General features: G+C 61.7%; 24 protein-coding genes and 1 tRNA gene. 10 read left to right on the top strand and 15 right to left on the bottom strand.

What is annotated here, in order from left to right:
• Positions 1-5: 5 nt before the first annotated feature.
• The 5 genes from HAP40_RS19860 to HAP40_RS19840 form a co-directional block, all read right to left on the bottom strand.
• Entirely contained in the window at positions 6-464 is a 459-nt protein-coding gene (locus HAP40_RS19860; protein WP_166816226.1) for a MaoC family dehydratase, read from the bottom strand.
• Positions 465-490: 26 nt separating this feature from the next.
• Complete coding sequence (locus HAP40_RS19855; RefSeq protein WP_166816227.1) at positions 491-1,141, bottom strand: 3-oxoacid CoA-transferase subunit B; 651 nt, start codon at positions 1,139-1,141, stop codon at positions 491-493.
• A gap of 4 nt (positions 1,142-1,145) precedes the next feature.
• The gene (locus tag HAP40_RS19850; protein WP_166816228.1) at positions 1,146-1,793 is read right to left on the bottom strand and encodes a CoA transferase subunit A; all 648 of its coding nucleotides are present in this window, start codon (positions 1,791-1,793) and stop codon (positions 1,146-1,148) included.
• Positions 1,794-1,892: 99 nt separating this feature from the next.
• Positions 1,893-2,495, bottom strand: a complete 603-nt coding sequence (locus HAP40_RS19845; RefSeq protein WP_166816229.1) for a hypothetical protein — start codon at positions 2,493-2,495, stop codon at positions 1,893-1,895.
• Positions 2,492-3,418, bottom strand: coding sequence for an alpha/beta fold hydrolase (locus HAP40_RS19840; protein WP_166816230.1), 927 nt, complete (start codon positions 3,416-3,418; stop codon positions 2,492-2,494). The genes HAP40_RS19845 and HAP40_RS19840 overlap by 4 nt, the downstream gene beginning before the upstream one ends.
• 132 nt (positions 3,419-3,550) lie before the next feature.
• Between HAP40_RS19840 and HAP40_RS19835 the strand changes: the two genes are divergently transcribed.
• From HAP40_RS19835 to HAP40_RS19825, 3 genes are read left to right on the top strand one after another with little or no spacing between them, the layout of a single operon-like run.
• On the top strand, positions 3,551-6,058 hold the full coding sequence (locus tag HAP40_RS19835) for an alpha/beta hydrolase (RefSeq protein WP_166816231.1): 2,508 nt from the start codon (positions 3,551-3,553) through the stop codon (positions 6,056-6,058).
• A gap of 8 nt (positions 6,059-6,066) precedes the next feature.
• Positions 6,067-6,930 (top strand): alpha/beta fold hydrolase, encoded by an 864-nt coding sequence (locus HAP40_RS19830; protein ID WP_166816232.1) that lies wholly within the window; start codon positions 6,067-6,069, stop codon positions 6,928-6,930.
• Between the two features lie 27 nt (positions 6,931-6,957).
• Positions 6,958-7,308 (top strand): phasin, encoded by a 351-nt coding sequence (locus tag HAP40_RS19825; RefSeq protein ID WP_166816233.1) that lies wholly within the window; start codon positions 6,958-6,960, stop codon positions 7,306-7,308.
• 127 nt (positions 7,309-7,435) lie between these two features.
• Here HAP40_RS19825 and HAP40_RS19820 read toward each other — a convergent pair whose 3' ends face one another.
• Positions 7,436-7,591, bottom strand: coding sequence for a hypothetical protein (locus HAP40_RS19820; protein WP_166816234.1), 156 nt, complete (start codon positions 7,589-7,591; stop codon positions 7,436-7,438).
• A 374-nt stretch (positions 7,592-7,965) separates the two neighbouring features.
• Here HAP40_RS19820 and HAP40_RS19815 point away from each other — a divergent pair, with 374 nt between their 5' ends.
• On the top strand, positions 7,966-8,115 hold the full coding sequence (locus tag HAP40_RS19815) for a hypothetical protein (protein ID WP_166816235.1): 150 nt from the start codon (positions 7,966-7,968) through the stop codon (positions 8,113-8,115).
• Between the two features lie 526 nt (positions 8,116-8,641).
• Positions 8,642-8,731, top strand: a tRNA-Ser gene (locus HAP40_RS19810).
• A gap of 914 nt (positions 8,732-9,645) precedes the next feature.
• Here HAP40_RS19810 and HAP40_RS19805 read toward each other — a convergent pair.
• The 3 genes from HAP40_RS19805 to HAP40_RS19795 form a co-directional block, all read right to left on the bottom strand.
• Positions 9,646-9,807, bottom strand: a complete 162-nt coding sequence (locus HAP40_RS19805) for a hypothetical protein (protein WP_414645336.1) — start codon at positions 9,805-9,807, stop codon at positions 9,646-9,648.
• A gap of 515 nt (positions 9,808-10,322) precedes the next feature.
• Positions 10,323-10,511 (bottom strand): hypothetical protein, encoded by a 189-nt coding sequence (locus HAP40_RS19800; RefSeq protein ID WP_166816236.1) that lies wholly within the window; start codon positions 10,509-10,511, stop codon positions 10,323-10,325.
• Positions 10,512-10,603: 92 nt separating this feature from the next.
• Positions 10,604-10,783 carry a hypothetical protein gene (locus tag HAP40_RS19795; protein WP_166816237.1) on the bottom strand — a complete coding sequence of 60 codons (180 nt, stop codon included), beginning with the start codon at positions 10,781-10,783 and terminating at the stop codon, positions 10,604-10,606.
• A 321-nt stretch (positions 10,784-11,104) separates the two neighbouring features.
• Between HAP40_RS19795 and HAP40_RS19790 the strand changes: the two genes are divergently transcribed.
• Positions 11,105-11,272 carry a DUF5131 family protein gene (locus HAP40_RS19790; protein ID WP_246741072.1) on the top strand — a complete coding sequence of 56 codons (168 nt, stop codon included), beginning with the start codon at positions 11,105-11,107 and terminating at the stop codon, positions 11,270-11,272.
• Between the two features lie 1,328 nt (positions 11,273-12,600).
• Here HAP40_RS19790 and HAP40_RS19785 read toward each other — a convergent pair.
• On the bottom strand, positions 12,601-12,999 hold the full coding sequence (locus HAP40_RS19785) for a hypothetical protein (RefSeq protein WP_166816238.1): 399 nt from the start codon (positions 12,997-12,999) through the stop codon (positions 12,601-12,603).
• Between the two features lie 559 nt (positions 13,000-13,558).
• Between HAP40_RS19785 and HAP40_RS19780 the strand changes: the two genes are divergently transcribed.
• From HAP40_RS19780 to HAP40_RS19770, 3 genes are all read left to right on the top strand, one after another.
• Positions 13,559-13,939, top strand: coding sequence for a hypothetical protein (locus HAP40_RS19780; protein WP_166816239.1), 381 nt, complete (start codon positions 13,559-13,561; stop codon positions 13,937-13,939).
• Entirely contained in the window at positions 13,936-14,196 is a 261-nt protein-coding gene (locus HAP40_RS19775; protein WP_166816240.1) for a hypothetical protein, read from the top strand. The genes HAP40_RS19780 and HAP40_RS19775 overlap by 4 nt, the downstream gene beginning before the upstream one ends.
• Positions 14,197-14,270: 74 nt before the next feature.
• Complete coding sequence (locus HAP40_RS19770) at positions 14,271-14,537, top strand: hypothetical protein (RefSeq protein WP_166816241.1); 267 nt, start codon at positions 14,271-14,273, stop codon at positions 14,535-14,537.
• Positions 14,538-15,318: 781 nt separating this feature from the next.
• Here the strand turns inward: HAP40_RS19770 and HAP40_RS19765 are convergent.
• The 3 genes from HAP40_RS19765 to HAP40_RS19755 form a co-directional block, all read right to left on the bottom strand.
• On the bottom strand, positions 15,319-16,113 hold the full coding sequence (locus HAP40_RS19765; RefSeq protein ID WP_246741073.1) for a hypothetical protein: 795 nt from the start codon (positions 16,111-16,113) through the stop codon (positions 15,319-15,321).
• A 227-nt stretch (positions 16,114-16,340) separates the two neighbouring features.
• Complete coding sequence (locus tag HAP40_RS19760; RefSeq protein ID WP_166816242.1) at positions 16,341-17,009, bottom strand: hypothetical protein; 669 nt, start codon at positions 17,007-17,009, stop codon at positions 16,341-16,343.
• 444 nt (positions 17,010-17,453) lie between these two features.
• Positions 17,454-17,738 (bottom strand): hypothetical protein, encoded by a 285-nt coding sequence (locus HAP40_RS19755; protein ID WP_166810892.1) that lies wholly within the window; start codon positions 17,736-17,738, stop codon positions 17,454-17,456.
• Positions 17,739-17,879: 141 nt separating this feature from the next.
• On the opposite strand from HAP40_RS19755, the gene HAP40_RS19750 reads away from it, so the two are divergent.
• Entirely contained in the window at positions 17,880-18,671 is a 792-nt protein-coding gene (locus HAP40_RS19750; protein ID WP_166816243.1) for a hypothetical protein, read from the top strand.
• An 84-nt stretch (positions 18,672-18,755) separates the two neighbouring features.
• Here HAP40_RS19750 and HAP40_RS19745 read toward each other — a convergent pair whose 3' ends face one another.
• Together HAP40_RS19745 and HAP40_RS19740 are read right to left on the bottom strand one after the other, a co-directional pair.
• Complete coding sequence (locus tag HAP40_RS19745) at positions 18,756-18,947, bottom strand: hypothetical protein (protein WP_166816244.1); 192 nt, start codon at positions 18,945-18,947, stop codon at positions 18,756-18,758.
• Positions 18,944-20,035 carry a PepSY-associated TM helix domain-containing protein gene (locus HAP40_RS19740; protein ID WP_246741359.1) on the bottom strand — a complete coding sequence of 364 codons (1,092 nt, stop codon included), beginning with the start codon at positions 20,033-20,035 and terminating at the stop codon, positions 18,944-18,946. The genes HAP40_RS19745 and HAP40_RS19740 overlap by 4 nt, the downstream gene beginning before the upstream one ends.
• Positions 20,036-20,096: the final 61 nt, after the last annotated feature.

The following is a 20,096-nucleotide window of genomic DNA, read 5'->3' as shown; positions in this document are numbered from 1 at the left end:
TCGCTTCAGCGATAGTGCAGGGCGATCAACTCGGCGATACAGGCGGGCTTCTTGCCGCCCTCGATCTCGATCACGAGATGATAGTTGGCGCGCAATCCGTCCGGCGGTACGTCCTCGGCTTCGGCGACCGTGACGCGTCCGCGCAGTCTTGCGCCCGCCGGCACCGGGGCGAGGTACCTGATCCGGTCCGCGCCGTAGTTCAGCGTGTTGCGCAGGCCCTTCAGGCCGATGACCAAGCGGATGAACAGCGGCGCCAGAGCAAGTGACAGCAGGCCATGGGCGATGGTTTTGCCGCCGGGCATCTCCTTGCCGGCGCGCTCCTGGTCGACATGGATCCATTGCTCGTCGCAGGTCGCTTCGGCGAACTGGTTGATGCGCGCCTGGGTGATCTCGATCCAGTCGCTGGCGCCGATCTCGGTGCCGATGGCGGATTTGATCTCGCTGAAGTCGCTAAATATGCGCATGATCGCTCTGCTCAAATTCGCTCTGCTCAAAGTCTCATTTCCTGGACGCTGTCGGGAATGGCCAGCTCGGCCTCGGTGACAGCCATGACCTCGCCGACGCTGATGCCGGGCGCCGTTTCCATGAGGGTCGCCCTGCCACCGGGGAAGCCGATCACGGCCATGTCGGTCACGACAAGGTCGACGGGCCGCGCCGAGGTCAACGGCAGCGAGCATTTCGCCACGATCTTCGACTTGCCCTTGGCCGCGTGCTGCATGGCGATGATGACGCGCTTGGCGCCGGTGACGAGGTCCATGGCGCCGCCCATGCCCGGCACCATCTTGCCGGGGATCATCCAGTTGGCGAGATGGCCATGCGCGTCGACTTGCAGGCCGCCGAGCACCGTGACATCGACATGACCGCCGCGGATCAGTCCGAAGGACATCGCGCTGTCGAAGGTCGAGGCGCCGGGCAGCGCGCTGATGGGACGTCCGCCGGCGTCGGTGAGCGTCGGATGCGCCATGCCCTGCTCGGGGATCGGCCCCGTGCCGATCAGCCCGTTCTCTGACTGGAAAAACACCTTCAGATCCGCCGGCACGTAGTTCGCGACCAGGGTGGGAATGCCGATGCCGAGATTGACGAGATTGCCGCTCTTCAGCTCCTTGGCGACGCGTCGGGCGATGATGGTCTGGGGATCCATGATGTCACCCGTTGGTGATGAGATAGTCGACGAGCGGAGCGGGGGTGACGACGTGATCGGGCGCAATCACGCCTACGGGAACGATGTTTTCGGCCGTCACGATGACGGTGTCGGCCGCCATCGCCATGACCGGATTGAAATTGCGAGAGGTGAGTGCGTAGGCGAGGTTGCCGATATAGTCGGCGAGGAAGGCGTGGACGAGGGCGAACTGGGCGCGCAGCGCCGTTTCCAGCAGGAATGGCTTGCCGTCGATCTCGATCTGACGCTTGCCTTCGGCGACCAGGGTCCCGACGCCCGTGGGCGTCAGCACGCCGCCGAGCCCGCATCCGCCGGCGCGGATGCGCTCGACGAAGGTGCCTTGCGGAACGAGATCGACGCCGATCTGGTTCGCCAGCATCTGCTGCTGCGCCTTCGGATTGAGGCCGATATGCGTTGCGGTCAGCTTTGACACCAAGGCATGATCGAACAGCTTCCCGACGCCCTTTCCGGGCGTCGCTGCGTCGTTGGAGATCAGGGTCAGCCCTGTCTTCTTCTGGCGCACGACTTCATCGAGCAGACGCTCCGGCGTCCCGACACCCATGAAGCCGCCAACCATGACGCTGGCGCCCGCCGGAATCATCGCAACGGCTTCTTCGACGGAAACGGCCTTCATGATTGAAACTCCGGGTTCGGCCGACGATGGCAGAAGGCGGCAGCGGCGGATGTTGGCGCCCGGCAATTCCCCGCCTTTGATCTGCGTCAAGGCTTCCGATCATTCCGCACGGGATGCGTCGATACCGATGCTCCCTTGCAATTCGCACCAGAGCTTGCGAACGCCGGCGTGACGTTGCTCCAGCGCCGCACTCACTGCAGCCCGATGCGGCGCAAGATCGCTGCCCTTGAGGAACAGAATCTGGGCCTGCAGCAGCCGGCTGCTCTCGAACTCGATACGTCGCAGCGCCGTCACAAAGGGATCCTGCGCATTGGCCTCGACCGGCAGCAGCGCAGCCGGCCGGATGCCGGCATGCACGGCATGGGCGAGCGTTGCGAGATGAACCGCCTGGACAAGGCGAGGGTCTGCGATCCCTTCGATCGGCGCAGGCCACCAGGCGGCTTCCCAGGCCGCGACCATGTGTCCCAAGGCCAGATCCGGCACCCAGGACGTGGCGCGCATCAGCAGCGCGACGATCTCGGTCTCGCGGTAGAACTGCGCGTTCAATTCGGTCTGCCATGCCGCGTCCAGCCTGACGGGCAGCGTGAAGGCGAGCTGCCGGGCGAGGGCGCCATGCGCCGAGATCAGGAATGCTGCAACCCGGGTCTGCTGGCGCGGCGGAACGCGACCCTCGGAGTCGAGAGGACCGAGCATGCCGCTCATGCCGGCGTCCTCTTGTGGGGAATGGCGCGCAGATGGTCGTAGCCGTCGGGAAACAGCGTGAGCTCGCCGCCGGGCTCGTCCGGCGCCACCCAGACGGCCTGATTGCCCCGCCAGCGGCCGGCCAGCACGTCGTCGGCAAAGCGCGCGAGCAGATCGGCCGTCAGCGCGCCTTTCTCCAGCGTGAAGGCGTGATACGCCCTGGGAATGATCACCAGCGAGCTGTTGCGGATCTCGACGCGCAGGGTCTCGTGAAGATGCCGCGGCGTCAGGAAGTCGAACTCGCCATTGAGGATCATGGTCGGAGCCGTGATCGCCGACAGGTGTGGCGTGAGCGGCTGGAAGTCGAGGAAGGAATCCATCAGGTTCTGGAGCGCGTAGACGTCGTTGACCAGCCAGCCCTGACGTTTGACCCTGTCGAGCTTGTCGAGCAGCGGCTTCAGCCATTCATCCGACAGGTTCATCGGCAGCAGCAAATCCTGCAGGTAGCCCGTTCCCCCCAGGATCAGGCCGGTCCGCAGGGCGCTCCCGAGAAGCAGAAGCTGCGGCGAAAGCTCGGCGAAGCAGCTCATCGGTACCAGTCCGGACAGCCGCTCGCCATGCTCGATGGCATAGCGGAGGGCAATCAGGCCGCCGAAGCTGATACCGCTCAGGAAGACCGGGCCGTCGCCGAGCTTGTCGATCAAACGGCGCAGCACGGCGACCTGGTCGTCCTGGCTGATGAACAGGGTCGGCTTATCGGAGCCGCCTTGTCCCAGCAGATCGAAGGTCGCGACGCGAAAGCCTCGCGCCAGCAGCGCTTGGCGATAGGCGGCCCAAAGCTCCGAATATTGTGTCAGTCCGTTTACCAGCACATAGGCTGGCGCGCCCGTCGGCCCGTCGAGCTCATAGCGGATCTGATATGAGCCGTGGCTGAGGAAAGGCATCGCACAAAGACTACCCGCATTCCGATGCCTGCGAGTCTCAACGTCCGCGGCTGGATTCCGTTGAGTTAGATCAAAGCTCCCTGTGCCGTCCTTCCTAGCGTTTCAAGGAGGCGTAAAGGGGAGGAGTCCGCCATGACCGGGACCGATATCTTGAAGCGTTGCTTCGTCAGCTTGATCGTATTGCTGGTCGGCACCGCTCTCGCAGTCGCACAGCCCTTCACCCGCCGCTCATCGCAGGTACAGCATGACGGGCTGAAAAAGACCTACGAGATCGCCAACTTCCGCCTCGGCGGCAAGTACGACCTGTCCAATCCCTCCAAATGGGAGAATGGCGGCGAGGGTGGCGTCACGCTCGAGTCGCTCGGCGCCGGGAAGCTGCGCACCGCCTACATCGCCATCGGCAACGCCCGGCGCAACGCCGCCGGCGAGATCACCAATGCGGTTGTGATCAACTCCTATTATTCCGGCGACTCCACCGACATGTACGAGCAGTGGGTCAAGGGCGCTGCCCTGTCGGGCGGCGTTCCGATCATCGGCCCGGGCAGGCCGATCGATACCGACCGCTACTACGTCATCATGGTCGATCCGCTCGGCACCTGGGGCGCGAGCAAGCCGTCCGACGGGCTCGGAATCAAGTTTCCGCAATACAGCTACTACGACATGGTGCAGGCAAACTACCGCCTGCTGCGCGACGAGCTGAAGGTCGCGCGCGTCGCGCTGGTCACGGGCGTATCCATGGGCGGCACGCAGACCTATGTCTGGGGCGTCATGCACCCCGAATATATCGGCGGCCTGATGCCGATCGGCGGCACCACGCAATCAGACGGCGACGACCCCGTCGGCAACTGGACGTTCCAGATGATGACGGCCGCGATCGAAGCCGATCCGGTCTGGCAGGCGAGCAAGGGTGACTATTACAAGCTGCCAAAGGAGAAGCACCCGGTGCCCGGCGTGGCGTTCGGCTGGTCGATCCTCGGCATGACCGGCTACGACTTCGCCTATCGCACCGGCCAGAACTGGGGTGCCGTGCAGCCCGAGATCTTCTATTGGGATCCGCCGAACGAGAAGGCGGCCTTGAACGTCATCAACCGCGCCAAGCTCTATGATGCGGTCGATCTCGTCTGGCGCAACCGTGTCGGCGAGACGCACAACATCAATCCCTATCTCGGCCGCATCCAGGCGCGCACGCTGGTGATGCACATCACCAATGATCTCTGGCTCAACTTCAAGCTGGCACAGAAGGCCGTCGACCGCGTTCCCGGTGCGGACCTGATCGCGCAGGAAAGCCCGGTCGCTCATTACGGCGTGTTCCCGATCATCAACCAGCGCAAGAACGATCCGAAATTCGTCGCCTTCATGGACGACGTTGCGAGCCTCGATCGCGCGCAGAAATTCGTCGACAAGAACTATCGCGTGCCGGGCGTTGCCGAAAAGATCGATCCGCAAAAGTCCTTCTGGAAGGATTTCGTGACCTATCCCTATCCAGTGAAGTTCGCCGACGCCAAGGACAAGAGCGGCAATTCCTGGCAGATCGGCTACATGGACGAATACAACGGGACCGACAGGAACCCGAAGGTGCTCGTCATCATCCACGGCAAGGGTGCCTTCGGCGGGCATTACGGCAACATCATGCAATATGCCCTGCGCAACGGGCTACGCGTGGTCGTGCCCGACCTGCCGCACTACGGCATGTCCGGACCCGGCAATCTCGACAAGAGCCCGGCGCGCAGCATGCAGGACATGCGCGAGGTGATCTACGACCTCGTCGTCAACCAGCTCGGCGTCAAGAAGGCGTATTATCTCGGCCATTCGCTGGGCGGCCAGTTCGTGGTGGGCTATGCGCTGACCTGGCCTGACACGGTGCAGGGCCTCGCGCTGGAAGCCCCGTCGGGTCTCGAGGAATATCCGCGCGAGATCACCATCGCCAAGGACAAGAAGGCGAAGCTGTTCGATCCGGCCTTCGAGCACGATTTCGACAAGTGGAAGGCGACGTGGGACCAGACCGGCATCCTGGCGGCCGAGATCGGGCGTTCGGAACAGAACATTCGCGATTTCTTCTACTTCAAGAAGCGCGACCCCGACACCGGTGCGGTGTCGGCTGCCAAGAGCGGCTACTTCTTCAACGACAGCGAATATGCCCGCCTCCACACCGAACAGCGCGTCGGGCTGACCAAGGGAAACCCGAAGGAGCTCGAGCAGTGGTGCAACGTCTTCATCTATGACATCCACACCATCGGCGCCGAGGTTCAGCAAGACGATCCGAAGAACCTTTATGAACGGGTCACCCAGATCAAGGCGCCGATCTTCCTCGCCTTCGGCGACAAGGAGCCGTTCATTCCGACGCCCGCCTTCAACGGGCTGACGGATCTCGGACGTGACGTGATCTCGCCGCTCATGACGCGGATGACGAATGCCGGCAATCGGCCGATCCTGAAGATCTATCCGGACACCGGACACTTCATCCACACGGACAATCCCGTCGAGTACCCGGTCGACGTCGTCGACTTCGTCACCAGGGGCGGTGTCGACACATCGTCGCCCGCGGGGATCGACCGGATGATCAAAGGGGCCGTGGTGTCGGCCCTGCCGGTGGCGCCGAGCCCTCCGGGCGCAGCGCCGACGGCCGGACTCAACAAGTAGGATTGCTGATGCCAAGGGTGCAGGCGGGCGAGGTCCAGCTTGGCTGGCGGGAGTGGGGAGGCGGCGATGTCACAATCGTCTTCATCCATGGCAATCTCGCCAGCAAGGACTGGATAGAGCTCGCGGCGCCGATGTTTCCGACGGGGCTGCGCGTCATCGCCATCGACTGGCGCGGCTGCGGCGACAGCGACCGACCGAAGCCGTCTGCCGACTATGCCAACTACTCCATGCAGCAGCACGCCACGGACCTGCTGGCCGCGCTCGATACGCTCGATATCAATTATTGCCATCTCGCGACGCATTCGACCGGCGGCATCATCGCTGCCCGCATGCTCCTGATGCAGCCGCAACGCTTCGGCCGCGTGTTCGCGCTCGATCCGGTTACACCGCTGGGAATGACCTTCAATGCCGATCAGATCGGCCTGTTCCGCGCCATGATGGCGAGCAAGGAGCTGACGCGGACGATCATGGCAACCGCGGCGTCCTCGCTGTTCGTGCCCGAGAGCATGGCTCCGAATGCAGTCCCGCGTTTCCGCGAGGGACTGGCCGAGATTCAGGCACTGTTCGACCGCATCATCGATCAGACATTTGGCGTCTCCGAAGGCATCTGGATCGGGACCCCGCTCAACCTCACGCGGGAGAAGGAAAGCCGCGAGTTGGAGCGCCGGATGCCGGACTTGCGGCATCCGCATCTCGTGCTGTGGGGCGAATGGGACGGCTGGATTCCTCCGGCTGACCTTCGCGTCATGGCCGAAGCGATGCCGGATTGCCGCCTCGTGATCGTGCCCGGCATCGGACACTCGATGAATCTCGAACGGCCGGCACTCTATGCCGGCTATTTCGGCGCCTGGTTCGGAGGACTTTCCGCATAACCCCAACCTTGTGAAAGGAGAGGCAACATGGCCGAAATCAATACGTCTGCCGAAAGCGTGCGTGCGTTAATGAGCGGGGCGCTCGAGCGCGTGCGCAAGGCCAATACAGAGTATTTCGACCTGCTGGAGCGAGGACTCGGCTCGTCGCCACTGCCGATCGCGAACCAGGCAAAGGATTTCTGCACGTTCATGCGGCGCAACGTCGGCGCGACGTTCGATCTCGGCGACAAGCTGATCAATGCCAAAGACATGCAGGACGCGCTCAAGCTTCAGGCCGATTTTTTCCAGGACCAGATGCGAGCGCTAACCGAACAGGCGCGGGCCATGAGCGAGTCTGCGATGAAGACGGCGGGCGGCATGTTCGGTCCGAAGATCTGACGCGCTACCGACGGCGTGGGGCAGGGATCGACACCTACGGCAACAAGACCTGTCCGCAAGATCCGCATGACCGGTACTGACGTCTTCGCGCCCGCCGGCATCAACCGGCGGACCGGTCGCGGCGGCGCTAATGGCGAGCTTTCTCTTCTCGGTTGAGCAGCTCCAGGCGTCGTTCCAGTTGGTCCTTCTTCGCCAGAAGCCTGGCGGCGAGGATATCATTAACGAGGCTGTGGAGTTGCCACAGCTCTTCGAGAGGCATGCTCTCAAATGGCTTCCGCTCCATGGGTCCCCCCGACTCACACAGGGCCACAGCTTGGAGTGAACAGACGGAGCCGGCAACCAGACGTCGCGCGAGCGCGAAAGTTATCTACACCTGCTTCTTCCGGGCCTTGATTTTCGGGATGCTGACCATCCGGAATTTACAGCAACCAGGAAAGACCCGCCGACCCGGGAGCCAGCCGGTTCTCAACGCGTGCAGCGTTAAGTGCACCTATCGGCCGTTGACCTTGAGTTAGCTCGCCTGGCGTGAACCGGCGAGCCTGTCCGCGCGAGATCACGCCCAACCGCCATCATCAGCTGATTTGCGTTAAGCATATCCCCCTTCATGGCGGCACGCTCCTTGCGATGTGGACCTCCTCAGCATGGAGGCGTGCACCGATGGGACAGCGTATTCGTATCTCGCGGCGTCCAAAGCCCAGTTTGGCACATATGGCCCGCGAACTGATGAGATTGCTCAATGCGATCGAAGAGCTCGATGAGTTGAGAGAAAGAGTCCGGCTCGCCGAGGCCGGCCGGGTGCTGCACTAGGACGTTCGCCGCTTCCGGAATCGGACGACGCGGCCCCGCCGACTCGGCGCGGTCTGGGTCAGTCCGTGGCGGCCGAGGCGGGGCGTCGTCGAATGGCGTCCACGCGACCTCTGTCATCCCATAGGCGCTGTCCACCGGTGCGTCGTCAGGGATGCACCGCTTTAGGGGAAATCCTCGACGAGCGATTCCTCGTCCTCGGGATCTCCGGTCCTCTGCAGCCTCGCAGCCTCACGCATGTGATGTCTGCCTTCCTCGGCGAATGGGGCATGACGCTGCGCAAGATGCGCGACGCGCACGCCAATCACAGGGCTGGATCCAGAAGTGGCTGGGCCATTCCCCGATTAAGATCACCATGGATATCCACGGCCAATCGATTCGGAACATGCAGGGGGAGGCCGCCGCGGCGGTTGACGTCGCCATGCGCGCCGCCATAAACAAGCGCACCGACGATGTTGGGGAGCAAAGCGGTCAGGGTCCACGGAATGTTCCCTGCGAAGCGATGAAAAGCTAAACAATTTCAAGGCTTGGAAGGGTGGCCGAGTGGTTTAAGGCACCGGTCTTGAAAACCGGCGTGCCCGCAAGGGTACCGTGGGTTCGAATCCCACCCCTTCCGCCAAAAATTAAGCCAAATCAATTACTTAAGCCGAGGCACGCCGAACAGCGCACAAACGAACGTACAACGATCGAATAGCACCGTGCTCATTCGATCGCTGCTGGTTGCCTTCGCCGGCCAGGCCATGATTGGCGCTGTGCTGTTTGTCATCATCTGTTGGAGAGAGCGGGTGAAGCGTCGGCGTTCGCAATCGAGCGAAGACACTAAAGACGCCGCCGACTGACGCGGGCTTACAGGCTCATGGAAATGATGGCGGCTAAGCCCAAGGCCGCAGTTGCCCACGCCAGCACATGCAACATCCAAGGCTGCATCCAAGGCTGCATCGTTGCCTCCCTGGGTGGGAGGCTACGTCCGAATTACGTGCGCTTTTTGCGATAGATCAATGAGAGATGGCGCGGCGGATGGGTCGCCCAAATCTCACATAAATAGCGCCACGGCCAAAAGCGCCGGCGGCATCATGCCGACCACAATCACGAATACTCGGTAAGCAATTTCACCCCACATTGGTGTAATATAGACTCGGGAAAGTTCGGCAATGAAGTGCAGTTTGTGCCAAACGTAATCATTCTGTCAGACCGAGAAAAAAGGCTCCTAAGGCGCCTCGCCGGCGGTAAGCCGGACGGGCAGATCGCAAGCGAGATCGGGGAAGGCGGGATCAGATCGCCGCTCAGCGCGAGCGTCTGCTATCCCGACTGGGAATCTCCTCGGACACCGAGATCAAAGAGGCGGCTAGGTTGTTGGCTCGCTGGCCGTACCACCAAAGCCAAGAGCAACCGCCAGCGGGAAGAAAGAGGCCGCTGGCTGAGGGCTCACGTTGTTCTGGATTTGATCAATCCGCAACCTTAGGATGATTTATCCGGTTGTGCGGTTGTAGTCCTACTTTGGCGGCTGCAAGCCGGCCGAGCGCAGCCATTCGCTCATGTGCGAGCCGGTTTCGCATTGACGCGCCCGCCGTAGCAACTGTTCTCGCTCGAACCTGGGGGCGCTTCCTGAGCCTTTTCACGCAAGCGGACGGCCTCTGCGGTCAGACGGTCTTCCAACAACAGCGTTTGCTTGAAACGGCGCCGACGCTTCATCATGGCGCGCTCCTTTCCGTGAGAGGAAGGCGGGAGCGCAATCGGGCGTTCTCATCACCGATGTTTGCCACCATGCTTAAAAACTACCGGATAGCGGACTTGATTCCATTAGGAACCGATGAGAGCTGATCCCGTTAAGCTGACGCTTGCAGTAACATTGACTAGCCTCAACCGTTCTAGACAGCGGCTGGGGCTTTTCGTTGGTAAAGGCCCGCCAGCGTGAACCGGCGGGCGCGTGTCACAAACCTGTGGCATGGCCATTGCAAAGTCGAAACCAACTGGGATTTCAGCGCTCAGTTTGAGAATGAAACGCTGCCGGGACATATATTTCGAGCCCGGCAGCGTTCTATTTCGAGACTAGTAGGACAGCCGCCAGCGTGAACCGGCGGGCCTCGGTCGTCAGTAGTGGTACAGCGGGAACGATGGCGCCGCGAAGCGATCAAGCCCGCTGATAGCCGTACCGGCCATTGCAAGACCAAGGCTCAGCTTGAAGCAGACCCGGCTAAGCAAAAGACGGCTCAGGCGCATTCGTTGCCTCCGATCCGCACGACCACAGGGGCTGTTTTCTGCGCCGGCTCGGGAGCGTCGAGGAAGTCAGTAACAAGCTGCGTCATTAGGCGCAGAATGATCATGGCGTCCTCGGTCCCGTCCGGTAGTTGGCTGGCAAGCTGGATGGCGTGGCGGCGGTGCGAAGAATTTTCCTTCATGCCATCACCAGCGGCTGCTGCTTCACCTCGTCCGGATCGTCCTCCTCGCGGTCGCAGTCGTCCTGCTCAAGGTGGGCGGAGTAGGCGCCGCGTCAAGCATGCTCCTGGTTGACGATGCGATCGAAGCTGCCCAGGGACGGCTCGGTCTCCTCCGGCTCGTATTCGTCGTCGCAGGAGCCGCCGGCCGTGGGCTCGAGGTCTGGATCATCCTGGCCGTCGAGCAGGACCAGCAGGTCATCGACCATCTGGCGCATCTTGCGCTGGAAGGTCATCGGGGTCTTGCAAAGCCCATCTCATCCATCGCCTTTCCACCCGCTCGGTGGCTTTGGCGAGCCGTATGACGGCCTGATGCCAATGGGAGGGTAGGGCGACCGCGAGCGCGGCAAAGGATTCCTGAGGGTCCCTAAGAGCCTTTTGGGCACTGTTTTTCATGGTTCTTGCTCACTGGTTTGGCCTGCTACAGCCATGCCCCGTGTCGGACGAGGCAGCCGGGGGGTAGCAACCCGCCAGTGAGACGGGTCGGACGCTTTTAAGAGGTGGGGACTGGGGGTCTACACCTCTCTGGACAGCACAGTCCGCCCCCCGCGCGCCCGATGGACCCCGATTGGGTACGATCTATTCGGGATCAATGCGTAGACGCGGGCGTTGCCTTCCACTTTAGGCAGTGGTCTGGAGTGCAAAAGAAGCAAACCGGTCGGGTGTTAGACGGGCGAACGTGGGATCAACTTCCAACTGCGAAGGCGCCTGTGATTTTGGCTTAAGAAGTTTTTACGCCAAATGGTCAGCTGTGCTGGTGAGTGGGGCAAAATGCTGAACTGTTTCAACCCAGATTGCGGATGATGTTTCCGTCTCGCCGATGTCAGCGGTATTGAGCCTACTATCCGTTCTTCGGTGTTGAACAGAACTTCGCTGAGCAAGCTGCCGAGCGAAGTCTGGTTCTTGTTGCGATGATGAGCGCGATCACAGGGAGTTTGCCCCTTTCTGTGGCGAACGATCAGAGCACGCCTGTTGTGTATTTTTCTGAGGGAACGCCAAGCGCGCGCACTGATGCTCGCGCGCTCGCTCCGCAGGCAACATCAATCCGCATGCAGGACCAGAAAGAGTGTGATCTGGAGGCGGCCGTTTGGACCGCCTCCTAGTCGCTGTGCGTTTCCTTGCTGACTAACGTGCATGGTTCCGTCGTCGCCCTTGATCCGTGTGCCGGGCATGGAACCAATTCCGTTGCCTTGCGCACCATCACTTGTTCGCGCGACCCTTTAGATCGGGGTGCAGTAACGTCGCTGATACCCTGACGGGCCGAAGTCCATGTCCGCTTTACGCGCTTTGTCTTACGGGCAGCGGAACGGCATGCCGTTAGCGCCTCTGACCAAAGTCCCCGATGTGCAGGCCATGCCGGCGGGAGTTATGTACCAGCCACTGCTGTCGCTGGCTGTGGACGCAGGATAGTAGGCATTAGCTGCCATGGCTCCGCCCGTATATCCATAGTTGCCGGCGCCTGTGTAGGAAGGCCCACCTCTGTAGGGACTCACGCCCGTAACTCCATAGCCGACTCCCCATCCCCAGTTGGGGGATGTGGCCGCCACGGCAGCAGCCGTTCCCACGGCGGCCGCGCCGGCGACGCCAGCACCGACGACGCCGGCTCCATACCCGTACGCAGCCCGCCGATCCTGCCGGCGAGCAACACCTGCAACGCTCACTGGGGTCAGTGGCCGACCAACCCGCGCTTGGGCATTCTCCACGGACAAAGAGACGCCGCGTTGTTCAGACCAGCTAAACGAGAACAGTGTCGCGCATGCGACAGTTGAGCCCGCAATTGCAAGTTTTGTCAGATGCGTCTGTCTCATGAACTTGCTCCACTACTGGCTTGCCCCATGCTGGAAAAATGCCGCCTCACCGCCGGGTGGCATTGCGCTAGATCAAGGATAGACGAGGGGCTTGCGAGATCGGATGAGGCAGAGACTCTGACGCTGCCAACGAGGTCTCTTCGATGGTGCTGGTCGAACCAACGAGCTCGTCACGGCAAGAACGGGCAGCGTTTTCAAATTGAAAGAGGCGGCGATTGCGCCGCCTCTCCTCGTGGTCCGCGTGCTTACTGGCAGACGTACATGATGCCGTCACCGCCCTTGATCAGGTTGCCGGGCGTGCAACCTATGCCGTTGAGTTTCGCATAGCTATCCCAACCGTCGTAGCAGGTATAGGAAGCACGTCCAAAGACTCCAACCGTCGTGCCGTACCCGTACCCGGTCCTGCCGCCGACCCCACACCAGGGGCCGCCAGCGTAGTAGGCCCGCACTGCGTACCAGGGCAGACCGGTCTGATCGGGTATGTAGCGATTATAGGGATACGGGCTGACATAGAGTCGCCTCGCTTGGGCACTCTCAATTGACAGCGAGATCCCGCGTTGCTCAGACCAATCAACGGTGAACAGTGCCGCAAAAGCGATAGTCGAAGTTGCAATTGCAAAATTTCTGAAAGCCGTCTGCTTCATCGTTTTGCTCCCATGCTGTCGCCCCCCTTTGCATAAGGAAGGCCAGTCTAAGGACGCCAGTCGGTTGATGCCGACATTGACAAAGATCAAGTTCGTTGACCCTGCCTGGTGACTTCAAGCTGTGACTCGAGGAGCTATGCACACAACCGTGCGCAAGGAGTCAGCGGAAACAAGTGTCGCGGTCGCGCGGTCCCCGCTCTTTCCACACGGTCCAAAGGCCCCCAACGACCGCGCGGGCGCGCGCCGAAAGGTTCACGACGGAGCGCGCGGCCCGCTGGGCAGAAGGATGCAGCGTGCCACGCGTCTCGACCATCATGCACGCGACTACTCCAGAAGCTGCGCCGGGACTGCGAGCGAGATGATGACCTAGTGGTCCATGACGCTCAGCTACTTAGCTGTTCCCGTCGTAACTCCCGGCGCAGTCGTATCTGCCGTCCCCGGTGTGCCTCCTCGCCGCACTTCGCGCGCGTCACGGCGACCCTCGCGGCGCACTTGGCGCGCGTCACGACGGTTTTCTCGGCGCTCGTGGCGCCCCTCACGCCGATCTTGGCGCCTTTCCATGCCAGCGGTCTGCGCCTCCGCGTCGGGCACTATCAGCATGCTCGGGAGCGCGGCTATTGCAGTCGCCAAGCTCAAAGAAGAAAGAAGCTTCCGTCGGGAAATCATGACTGCCTCCTTTGCTGGACTGCCCACCTTCAAAAAGTCTATTCGCTTTGCGGCCTTCAGCTTGATCTATGTCATGGATGCGCGCATCGCTACGGTATGTCTGCCGTTCGGAGCGACATTCACCTTGGGGGTGTACCGCGATACCGATCACTTGACTTTCATATCCGCCGTTGATTCAGATCAAGCCAACTTTTCCCGACGCTCACGCAATGTCAGCAACACAAAGGCGACTTCAGTCGCCTTTCAGTTCGCAACTGCGGGAGGATTGCCATGAACGGGAAGCGTCTATCGATTGGATCGAGAACAGCTCTAGGGCTTGCGGCCAGCGTTCTGCTGGGGCTCGGAGGTCTCTCTCTCAGCCCGGCACCGGCTCACGCGGTGATCTACTGCACATACGTTGGCTACCCAGCGGGCTGCGTCGCGCGGGCTGGTGTGGTACTCAGGCCTCGTCCGGTGGCGCGCGCTGCGGTCCGTCATAACGCGGGTGGCAACTTAAACGGGGGTGTTAATCGAGTTGGAGTGCGCCGGTGATGCCGTGTTGCGGCTCACGAACGGAGCATTTTCCGGCTAGGCAACTTTGCGACCCGCTGCATGTTGAGCAATCGATGAGACACAGTTGGTACGTGACTTTCGAGGTGCAAAGTAGAGGGGTGTTGCCAAAGCCAAGACATCCTCGGCTGACCAAGACTTTTGAAACGGAGACGGAAGCCAAGCTGTTTGCGAAAGAGAAGATCGATCAGGGACTGGTCGTGATAGCGGGCACCCTCAATCCACACATGCCCAAACAGGTCATTCCGCCAAACGCAATCTCGACCTGGCTTGAGGACAGGCTGGACCAACAGGCGAAGGGGTCTAACGAACTGGGCGACTGAGGAGCGGCCAATGTCCGCTGATGGGTCCATGGCTGACCATGGGCTAAAGCGCCGCTGTGTCCGCTTCCGAGAGGTAGCCGACCAAGGTAACGATGCCTATCCGTGACGATTTCCACCGCCATATAAATCCGACGGTTAGCCAATTTGGTAAGTGCGCGCACATTTCGTGAGCGGTGACAATGCTTCGGGAGGAGGGCGCGTCCGCTTCTTTCAGCCCATCTATTTGCGCCGTTCGTGGCACTTCTCCGGAAAGCGCATCGCGATCTGAGGCGACCTCAATCGCCCTGTTCACTTCGTCGCCGACTTAGGTCGGCAAAGTGTGCCTCAACCTGTCTGCGGGCTTCGGTCAGCAGCCGCAATCTGCGGCAACACTCCTCCAACTGCTTGGCAAGTTCGGCCCGCTCATTGCTATCCATATCCGGCATCTGCGAGATACGGGTGCCCGGCGGCGCGGGTTTCACCAAAGGGCCCGCCGGCGAACCGGCGGGCCCGAGATCGGTATCGCTCCAGCCGGCGGTGCGTCATGGCCTGGAGGCCCGTTAGGTCCCCGCAGAGCATCCAGTCAAAGCTGATCCCGTGCTTCCGGCAATAGTCGCACAGCTCGTCGCTCGGCGCGTTTCCGACCTTCGGAGCTCGCTCCAGCCCCCATTCGATCGCGAGCCACAACAGACGCCGGCTGATGCTCTGTGCTGAGGACGCGCCGTCGGCGTCGAGCGATCCGCACAAGGTGCAGCGCGGTCAGCGATGCGATCTCAATACGCGACGCCGTAACGATCTGGCCCTAGCGCGACCATGGCCACGCGAACGACGGTTGCGGTTTTGTGGCTTGCGGCTTGGCAACTGGCGCCGGCTTTGGCGCCTGGACGACATTGGCCGACTGCCGCGGACGCGGCAATGGGATTTCAGGCATGACCCTTGGCTGTTCTGGGATCGCGTTCGTAATTTCAGGCATCATCTCCTTTGGCGCCGAGGCGTCGGCCGTGACGCGGGCGAGTTGCTCCTGGCTTGCGTTGAGGCGATCGGTGAGCGTTTGGTTTTCGCGCGCCATCTGGATCTGGATCGCTTTGACGTCGTCGATGACACGGTTGTTGCGTGCGATTTCTTCCTGGCTTGCCTTGAGTTGGCGCGCGACATTTTCATTGTCGTGGACCAATCTCTCTCGCGTGAACTTGAGCAGTTCGACTTCTTGCCTCAAGGCAACGAGATCGCGCGTCGTCGACTGGAGCTGCTGCGTCAAGTCGGAAACCAGGGCGATTGCAGACGGCGCTGCGTCTTTCGGCGCCGCCGCTTCTCGGGGCGGCTGCGTCAGAGGTGCAGGGTCCGAGGGGACCGTCATCGCCGGATGAGAGGACGACCACCACCAAGCAGCGATGGATGCTGCCAACAGAGAGCAGACGACAGCCACGCGGGGCTGTTTCGTCGATCGATGGTTCATTGCCGGCTGGGCGCGAGACGTCTCCATGGTCGGCTGCACCGAGGGGACGCCTTCCGCCTTGCGCGTCAGGAGCGAAAGCTCCTCCGCGATCTGTCGTTCCGCGATGCTGTCGTCCCGCGAGGAAGCCATTTGGTGCTCCATATGAACCTTGACGACGGTGCTGGGCTTCGTTGTTTAGCACAGTTTTGACCGCTGCGCTCGCCCGGCGCCGCGTCCGAAGCCGTCGTCGGCAGTGGATGACCAAGTGCCCTTGGCTTGCTTTCGCCGAAGGTGGTGGAGAAGTTGGGGTAGGTGATGGGGATCGTGCGGGAGCGGGCGTGACGCGCTCGCATCACGCTGTGAAGCATGAACGCTGCCTAGCGGCCACCTCAATTCGTCGTGGTCTTGCTGCCGCGCATGGATGCGAGCTTTCCCTCACGAAACCGCAGAATGAGCCATGCGGTCTCATCGAAACCGTCTGCGAGCTTTCCGGCATGAGAATACACCATCCGGGCAGCTTCCGACTTCGACGGCGGTCCCAGCGCCGTGATGACCTCCCGACGCGACATACCCAAATGCAGCTTGCCGTCGAAGACGACGGGCGAGAACTTGTCCGGGATGATGGCGCAATCGGCCGAGGTCCCGGCGTCTTTCTCGGTGAGCTCTTCAATGATCTCCGTGACGAGATGGTCCGGGCCGCCCATCTCTCCGTTGGACACGACCCACAATCGATGCTGCGCGCGCCGATAACACAGCCAATAGATGCTATCTCCAGCGTCGCCCTGGTGTTGGATGGTCCCTTCGCCCACGGCGTCGCGAACCGCACCGAGCCGCGTCTCTTCGAAGCGGCCCGCGAATGCGCCTAGCGAAAAGCGGGTCGCCAATCTCTTCACAACCGTCGGCGACACGCGCTCGAACGCATGTTGGTCGACGGGCGGCGGCGGTGTCTGCGCGGAGCAATCGTCCGCGGGGATCGCGAAAAGGAGAAGCAGCAAGAAGAGCGTCTTTCGACCGACAACTCCGAATTGCCCTGTATTGAAGCTTGAGCGCTTCTGCATAGCTCAATTGCTCATCATTTTGCGCTCAAAGCTTTCTTCACTCGCCCGATCGCGTCTGGTCGAAGCGGCCGGGATAGCCGATCGCTATATCCCCGAACCCCCTTCCGACCCTTGGTCGGGGGCGCAATTCAAATGGTTCAACACGAACTCGGCCAGCTTCCGGTCCGGGCCATAAGCCGCCGATGATCGACCGAACTGCCGGCTTCCGCTTCGAGTGCGCAGCGCGGGGACGGGTCGATGATGGGCTTCTGAACCATCGCTACGAGATTTGCTTCTCGACCTTTGTGCAGCTCGACAAGAACCCGGGCCGGCGCTCCATGACCGGTCGCCCCAGCAAGCGGAAGAGATCGCGAAGGAGATTGCCCGCAGCGAGCTCGTACAGGGCGCCGGTCTCGAAGTGGCGGCTCGCCAGCCTGAACGGAGAGGCCACGTGCTGAGGCGGCCTTAGTTCATCTTGCGGCGCAACTTGTCTAGCAACTCGCGCTGATCGTCCACGTGCTCGTTGACGACCTTGCGGGCCTCATCGGTCCGAGCCTTGTCCGCGTCGTCTGTTGGTTCCGGCTTCTTCGCCATGCCTTGCTTATCGTCCCAGACGAGATCCCCGCACTGGCATTTGTAGATGCGGACGGAGCTGCCTGCGTGGGGGCTCCAGAGAGTTTCGTAAAGAATGAGCTTGGTGGGGACGTTGCATTTGAGGCAGCGGACGGGTGCGATCTGATCCTGCGTCATGAGGGCGGCTCGTTAGAATGCCTTGAGAACGTATCGCAGCCGAGCCGGAGTCAAATTAACCTAGGACACTCCCAGTCATGGAATCGCTAGGACACTGGCGTCAAATACGGGCAGGTCCCCCATCGTAAGGACACGTTCTGAATGCACGCGTCGCCCGGTTGGCCGCGTTGGAACTCGGCCCGCCGCGACAATCGGACATATCGCGATGTTTCCGAATGTTTCCCGATTGTGTTAGCCAGCATGCACGATCACAAGTGTAGCAGGCCAACCCCGATGAAATTCGTCCGGAGAGTAGCGCGCAAGCTGTTCAAGCCCCGCGAGATCATCGAGGGGTATGAGAACCCGGAACTGGTCGAAACGATCTTTCTCAAGACGGTCAACCACAAGCCCGGCGGCCACGCCTGGCCGCTCGTCGTCGGCGTGAAGACGGTTCTCGATTTCGGAGGAGGCGCCGGGCTGCACTACAGGCTGGCGTGCCAGCAATCCCCGGACATTCAATGGGCGGTGGTCGAAACGCCAGCCATGGTGCGGCGTGCCAAGGAGCTAGCCTCCGACAGGCTGATGTTCTTCGAGCGCATTGAGGAAGCGGCCGATTGGCTTGGCGGTGTCGATCTCGTCCATTCGAACGGGGCCATACAATACGTTCCGGATCCGCTGGACACCGTCAGAGCACTTTGCGCCGTCCAGCCGGCCATGTTGGTCTGGCATCGCGTCCCGATCAGCGACGAGATCCGGCGCGAGGTCCAGACATCGTATCTGAGCGACAACGGCCCAGGGGAGTCGCGCGCTTCCAGGGAGAAGCTTGTCAGATACGAGCGGAAGTGGATCTCGGAGCAGGCCTTCATCAGAGCTCACGAGGGTTTTCGCCTCACCGAGCAGAGCCCGGATCCCACGGAGCGGGGCACTCAGCAGTTCAAGTTTGCGCGTCACTGACGCGCGACTTGACGTTCTTTCCGCAGGACCTCGCGCAGCGATGCCCACGCGTTCCGAGCGCTTGGGGGCCGGCGCGAAACGGCGTCAGCGCGGGCTTCGTCGCCAGATGAAGACAAAATAGAGCAGGGCCGGAATGCCCAGGGCGGACCACGACATTGCATCCCACCAACCATCGCCGACAAGCGCGGAGACTAGTCCCACGCCGCTGAGAATCGCGACGAGGAGCGGTACACCGAAAATCTGCGTCAGGCTTCGATGGGCCGCCCGGGAATTCATGACGCCTCCAATGCGGCGTTCTCGACGGCCGAGTTGTTCGCGATGCTTCGTTCCACGGACACGCCGGATTTGCGGCGACGGAGCCAGAGATAGACGCCGGTCCACAGAATGACGATGGTGAGCACGTCCAGCACGGCCCAGATGATCTTGAGCGGCATGCCGCCATAGTCGCCGAAATGCAGCGGCTGCGAGATGAAAAGCGTCGAGACATACCAGGGCATGTCGCGGGCGTCCGTCAGCTTGCCAGTCTCGGCGTCGATCAGGGCAGGCTTGAGCAGGCGCGACGTCAAGGGCGTTTCACCGCGCAGAAAGACCGCGTAGTGACTTTTGCTGCTGAAAAGCGTCCCGGGGAACGCGACGAAGCTCGGCGTCATGCCGGGGACGGCCGTCGCGGCGACGTCTACGGCAGCGTTGAGTGGCGTCAGCTTTTCAGGGACCGAGCGATCGCGGTACTGTGCCGTCATCTCCGCGAGTTGTCCGAATTGCCACATCTTGAGGACAAGATCGGCCCACGTGTTGATGACGCCGGTGAAGCCGACGACCAGCGTCCATGCTACCAGCAGGATGCCGGCGAGGTTGTGAATGTCGAGCCAGCGCACGACGCGGGTTCGCCGTGCGCGATAGGTGCCAAAACTCAGCTTTCGCATCGACGGGGCATAGACCACGATCCCGGAGATGATCGCGACGCAGAACAAGATTCCCATCAGGCCGAGGAAAAGCTTGCCGGGCAGCCCGGCGAACATGTCCGTGTGCAGCTTCAGCATGATGTAGGTGAAGCGTGCCGTGACATCGGGCGCATCGAGGAACGCGCCCGTGTGCAGATCCATGCGGATCAGGGTGTTCTTCGACGGATCCGACGTGATCGTGGGGCCGACGCTGACGAACATGGCACTGGGATCGTCGCGATCCCAGATCAGGAAATGCGGGACCTTGCCGGGGGCGTTGGCCATCGCATTGCCCAGCAGGCGGTCGAGATTGGCCGGCGGCGTGCCCGGCGGCACTTCCGCAGCCTTGACGCTGCTGTGCAGGACGTCGTCGATCTCCTCATGGAAGATCAGCGGCAGGCCCGTAATGCACAGCAGCAGCATGAACACGGTGCAGATGAGGCTGGTCCATTTGTGGATGATGCCCCATCGCCGAAGAGATCGC

Origin of the sequence: Bradyrhizobium sp. 1(2017), from assembly GCF_011602485.2 — a bacterium.
Lineage (GTDB): Bacteria > Pseudomonadota > Alphaproteobacteria > Rhizobiales > Xanthobacteraceae > Bradyrhizobium.
Note: the sequence above shows the minus strand (reverse complement) of the source record. Positions and strands in the feature narration are given on the sequence as shown.

Coding starts and splice junctions, on each gene's coding strand:
- HAP40_RS19860 (WP_166816226.1), bottom strand. CDS start 464: ATGCGCATATTTAGCGACTTCAGCGAGATCAAATCCGCCATCGGCACC.
- HAP40_RS19855 (WP_166816227.1), bottom strand. CDS start 1,141: ATGGATCCCCAGACCATCATCGCCCGACGCGTCGCCAAGGAGCTGAAG.
- HAP40_RS19850 (WP_166816228.1), bottom strand. CDS start 1,793: ATGAAGGCCGTTTCCGTCGAAGAAGCCGTTGCGATGATTCCGGCGGGC.
- HAP40_RS19845 (WP_166816229.1), bottom strand. CDS start 2,495: ATGAGCGGCATGCTCGGTCCTCTCGACTCCGAGGGTCGCGTTCCGCCG.
- HAP40_RS19840 (WP_166816230.1), bottom strand. CDS start 3,418: ATGCCTTTCCTCAGCCACGGCTCATATCAGATCCGCTATGAGCTCGAC.
- HAP40_RS19835 (WP_166816231.1), top strand. CDS start 3,551: ATGACCGGGACCGATATCTTGAAGCGTTGCTTCGTCAGCTTGATCGTA.
- HAP40_RS19830 (WP_166816232.1), top strand. CDS start 6,067: ATGCCAAGGGTGCAGGCGGGCGAGGTCCAGCTTGGCTGGCGGGAGTGG.
- HAP40_RS19825 (WP_166816233.1), top strand. CDS start 6,958: ATGGCCGAAATCAATACGTCTGCCGAAAGCGTGCGTGCGTTAATGAGC.
- HAP40_RS19820 (WP_166816234.1), bottom strand. CDS start 7,591: ATGGAGCGGAAGCCATTTGAGAGCATGCCTCTCGAAGAGCTGTGGCAA.
- HAP40_RS19815 (WP_166816235.1), top strand. CDS start 7,966: ATGGGACAGCGTATTCGTATCTCGCGGCGTCCAAAGCCCAGTTTGGCA.
- HAP40_RS19805 (WP_414645336.1), bottom strand. CDS start 9,807: ATGATGAAGCGTCGGCGCCGTTTCAAGCAAACGCTGTTGTTGGAAGAC.
- HAP40_RS19800 (WP_166816236.1), bottom strand. CDS start 10,511: ATGAAGGAAAATTCTTCGCACCGCCGCCACGCCATCCAGCTTGCCAGC.
- HAP40_RS19795 (WP_166816237.1), bottom strand. CDS start 10,783: ATGACCTTCCAGCGCAAGATGCGCCAGATGGTCGATGACCTGCTGGTC.
- HAP40_RS19790 (WP_246741072.1), top strand. CDS start 11,105: ATGGACCCCGATTGGGTACGATCTATTCGGGATCAATGCGTAGACGCG.
- HAP40_RS19785 (WP_166816238.1), bottom strand. CDS start 12,999: ATGAAGCAGACGGCTTTCAGAAATTTTGCAATTGCAACTTCGACTATC.
- HAP40_RS19780 (WP_166816239.1), top strand. CDS start 13,559: ATGCCAGCGGTCTGCGCCTCCGCGTCGGGCACTATCAGCATGCTCGGG.
- HAP40_RS19775 (WP_166816240.1), top strand. CDS start 13,936: ATGAACGGGAAGCGTCTATCGATTGGATCGAGAACAGCTCTAGGGCTT.
- HAP40_RS19770 (WP_166816241.1), top strand. CDS start 14,271: ATGAGACACAGTTGGTACGTGACTTTCGAGGTGCAAAGTAGAGGGGTG.
- HAP40_RS19765 (WP_246741073.1), bottom strand. CDS start 16,113: ATGGAGCACCAAATGGCTTCCTCGCGGGACGACAGCATCGCGGAACGA.
- HAP40_RS19760 (WP_166816242.1), bottom strand. CDS start 17,009: ATGCAGAAGCGCTCAAGCTTCAATACAGGGCAATTCGGAGTTGTCGGT.
- HAP40_RS19755 (WP_166810892.1), bottom strand. CDS start 17,738: ATGACGCAGGATCAGATCGCACCCGTCCGCTGCCTCAAATGCAACGTC.
- HAP40_RS19750 (WP_166816243.1), top strand. CDS start 17,880: ATGCACGCGTCGCCCGGTTGGCCGCGTTGGAACTCGGCCCGCCGCGAC.
- HAP40_RS19745 (WP_166816244.1), bottom strand. CDS start 18,947: ATGAATTCCCGGGCGGCCCATCGAAGCCTGACGCAGATTTTCGGTGTA.
- HAP40_RS19740 (WP_246741359.1), bottom strand. CDS start 20,035: ATGCTGCTGCTGTGCATTACGGGCCTGCCGCTGATCTTCCATGAGGAG.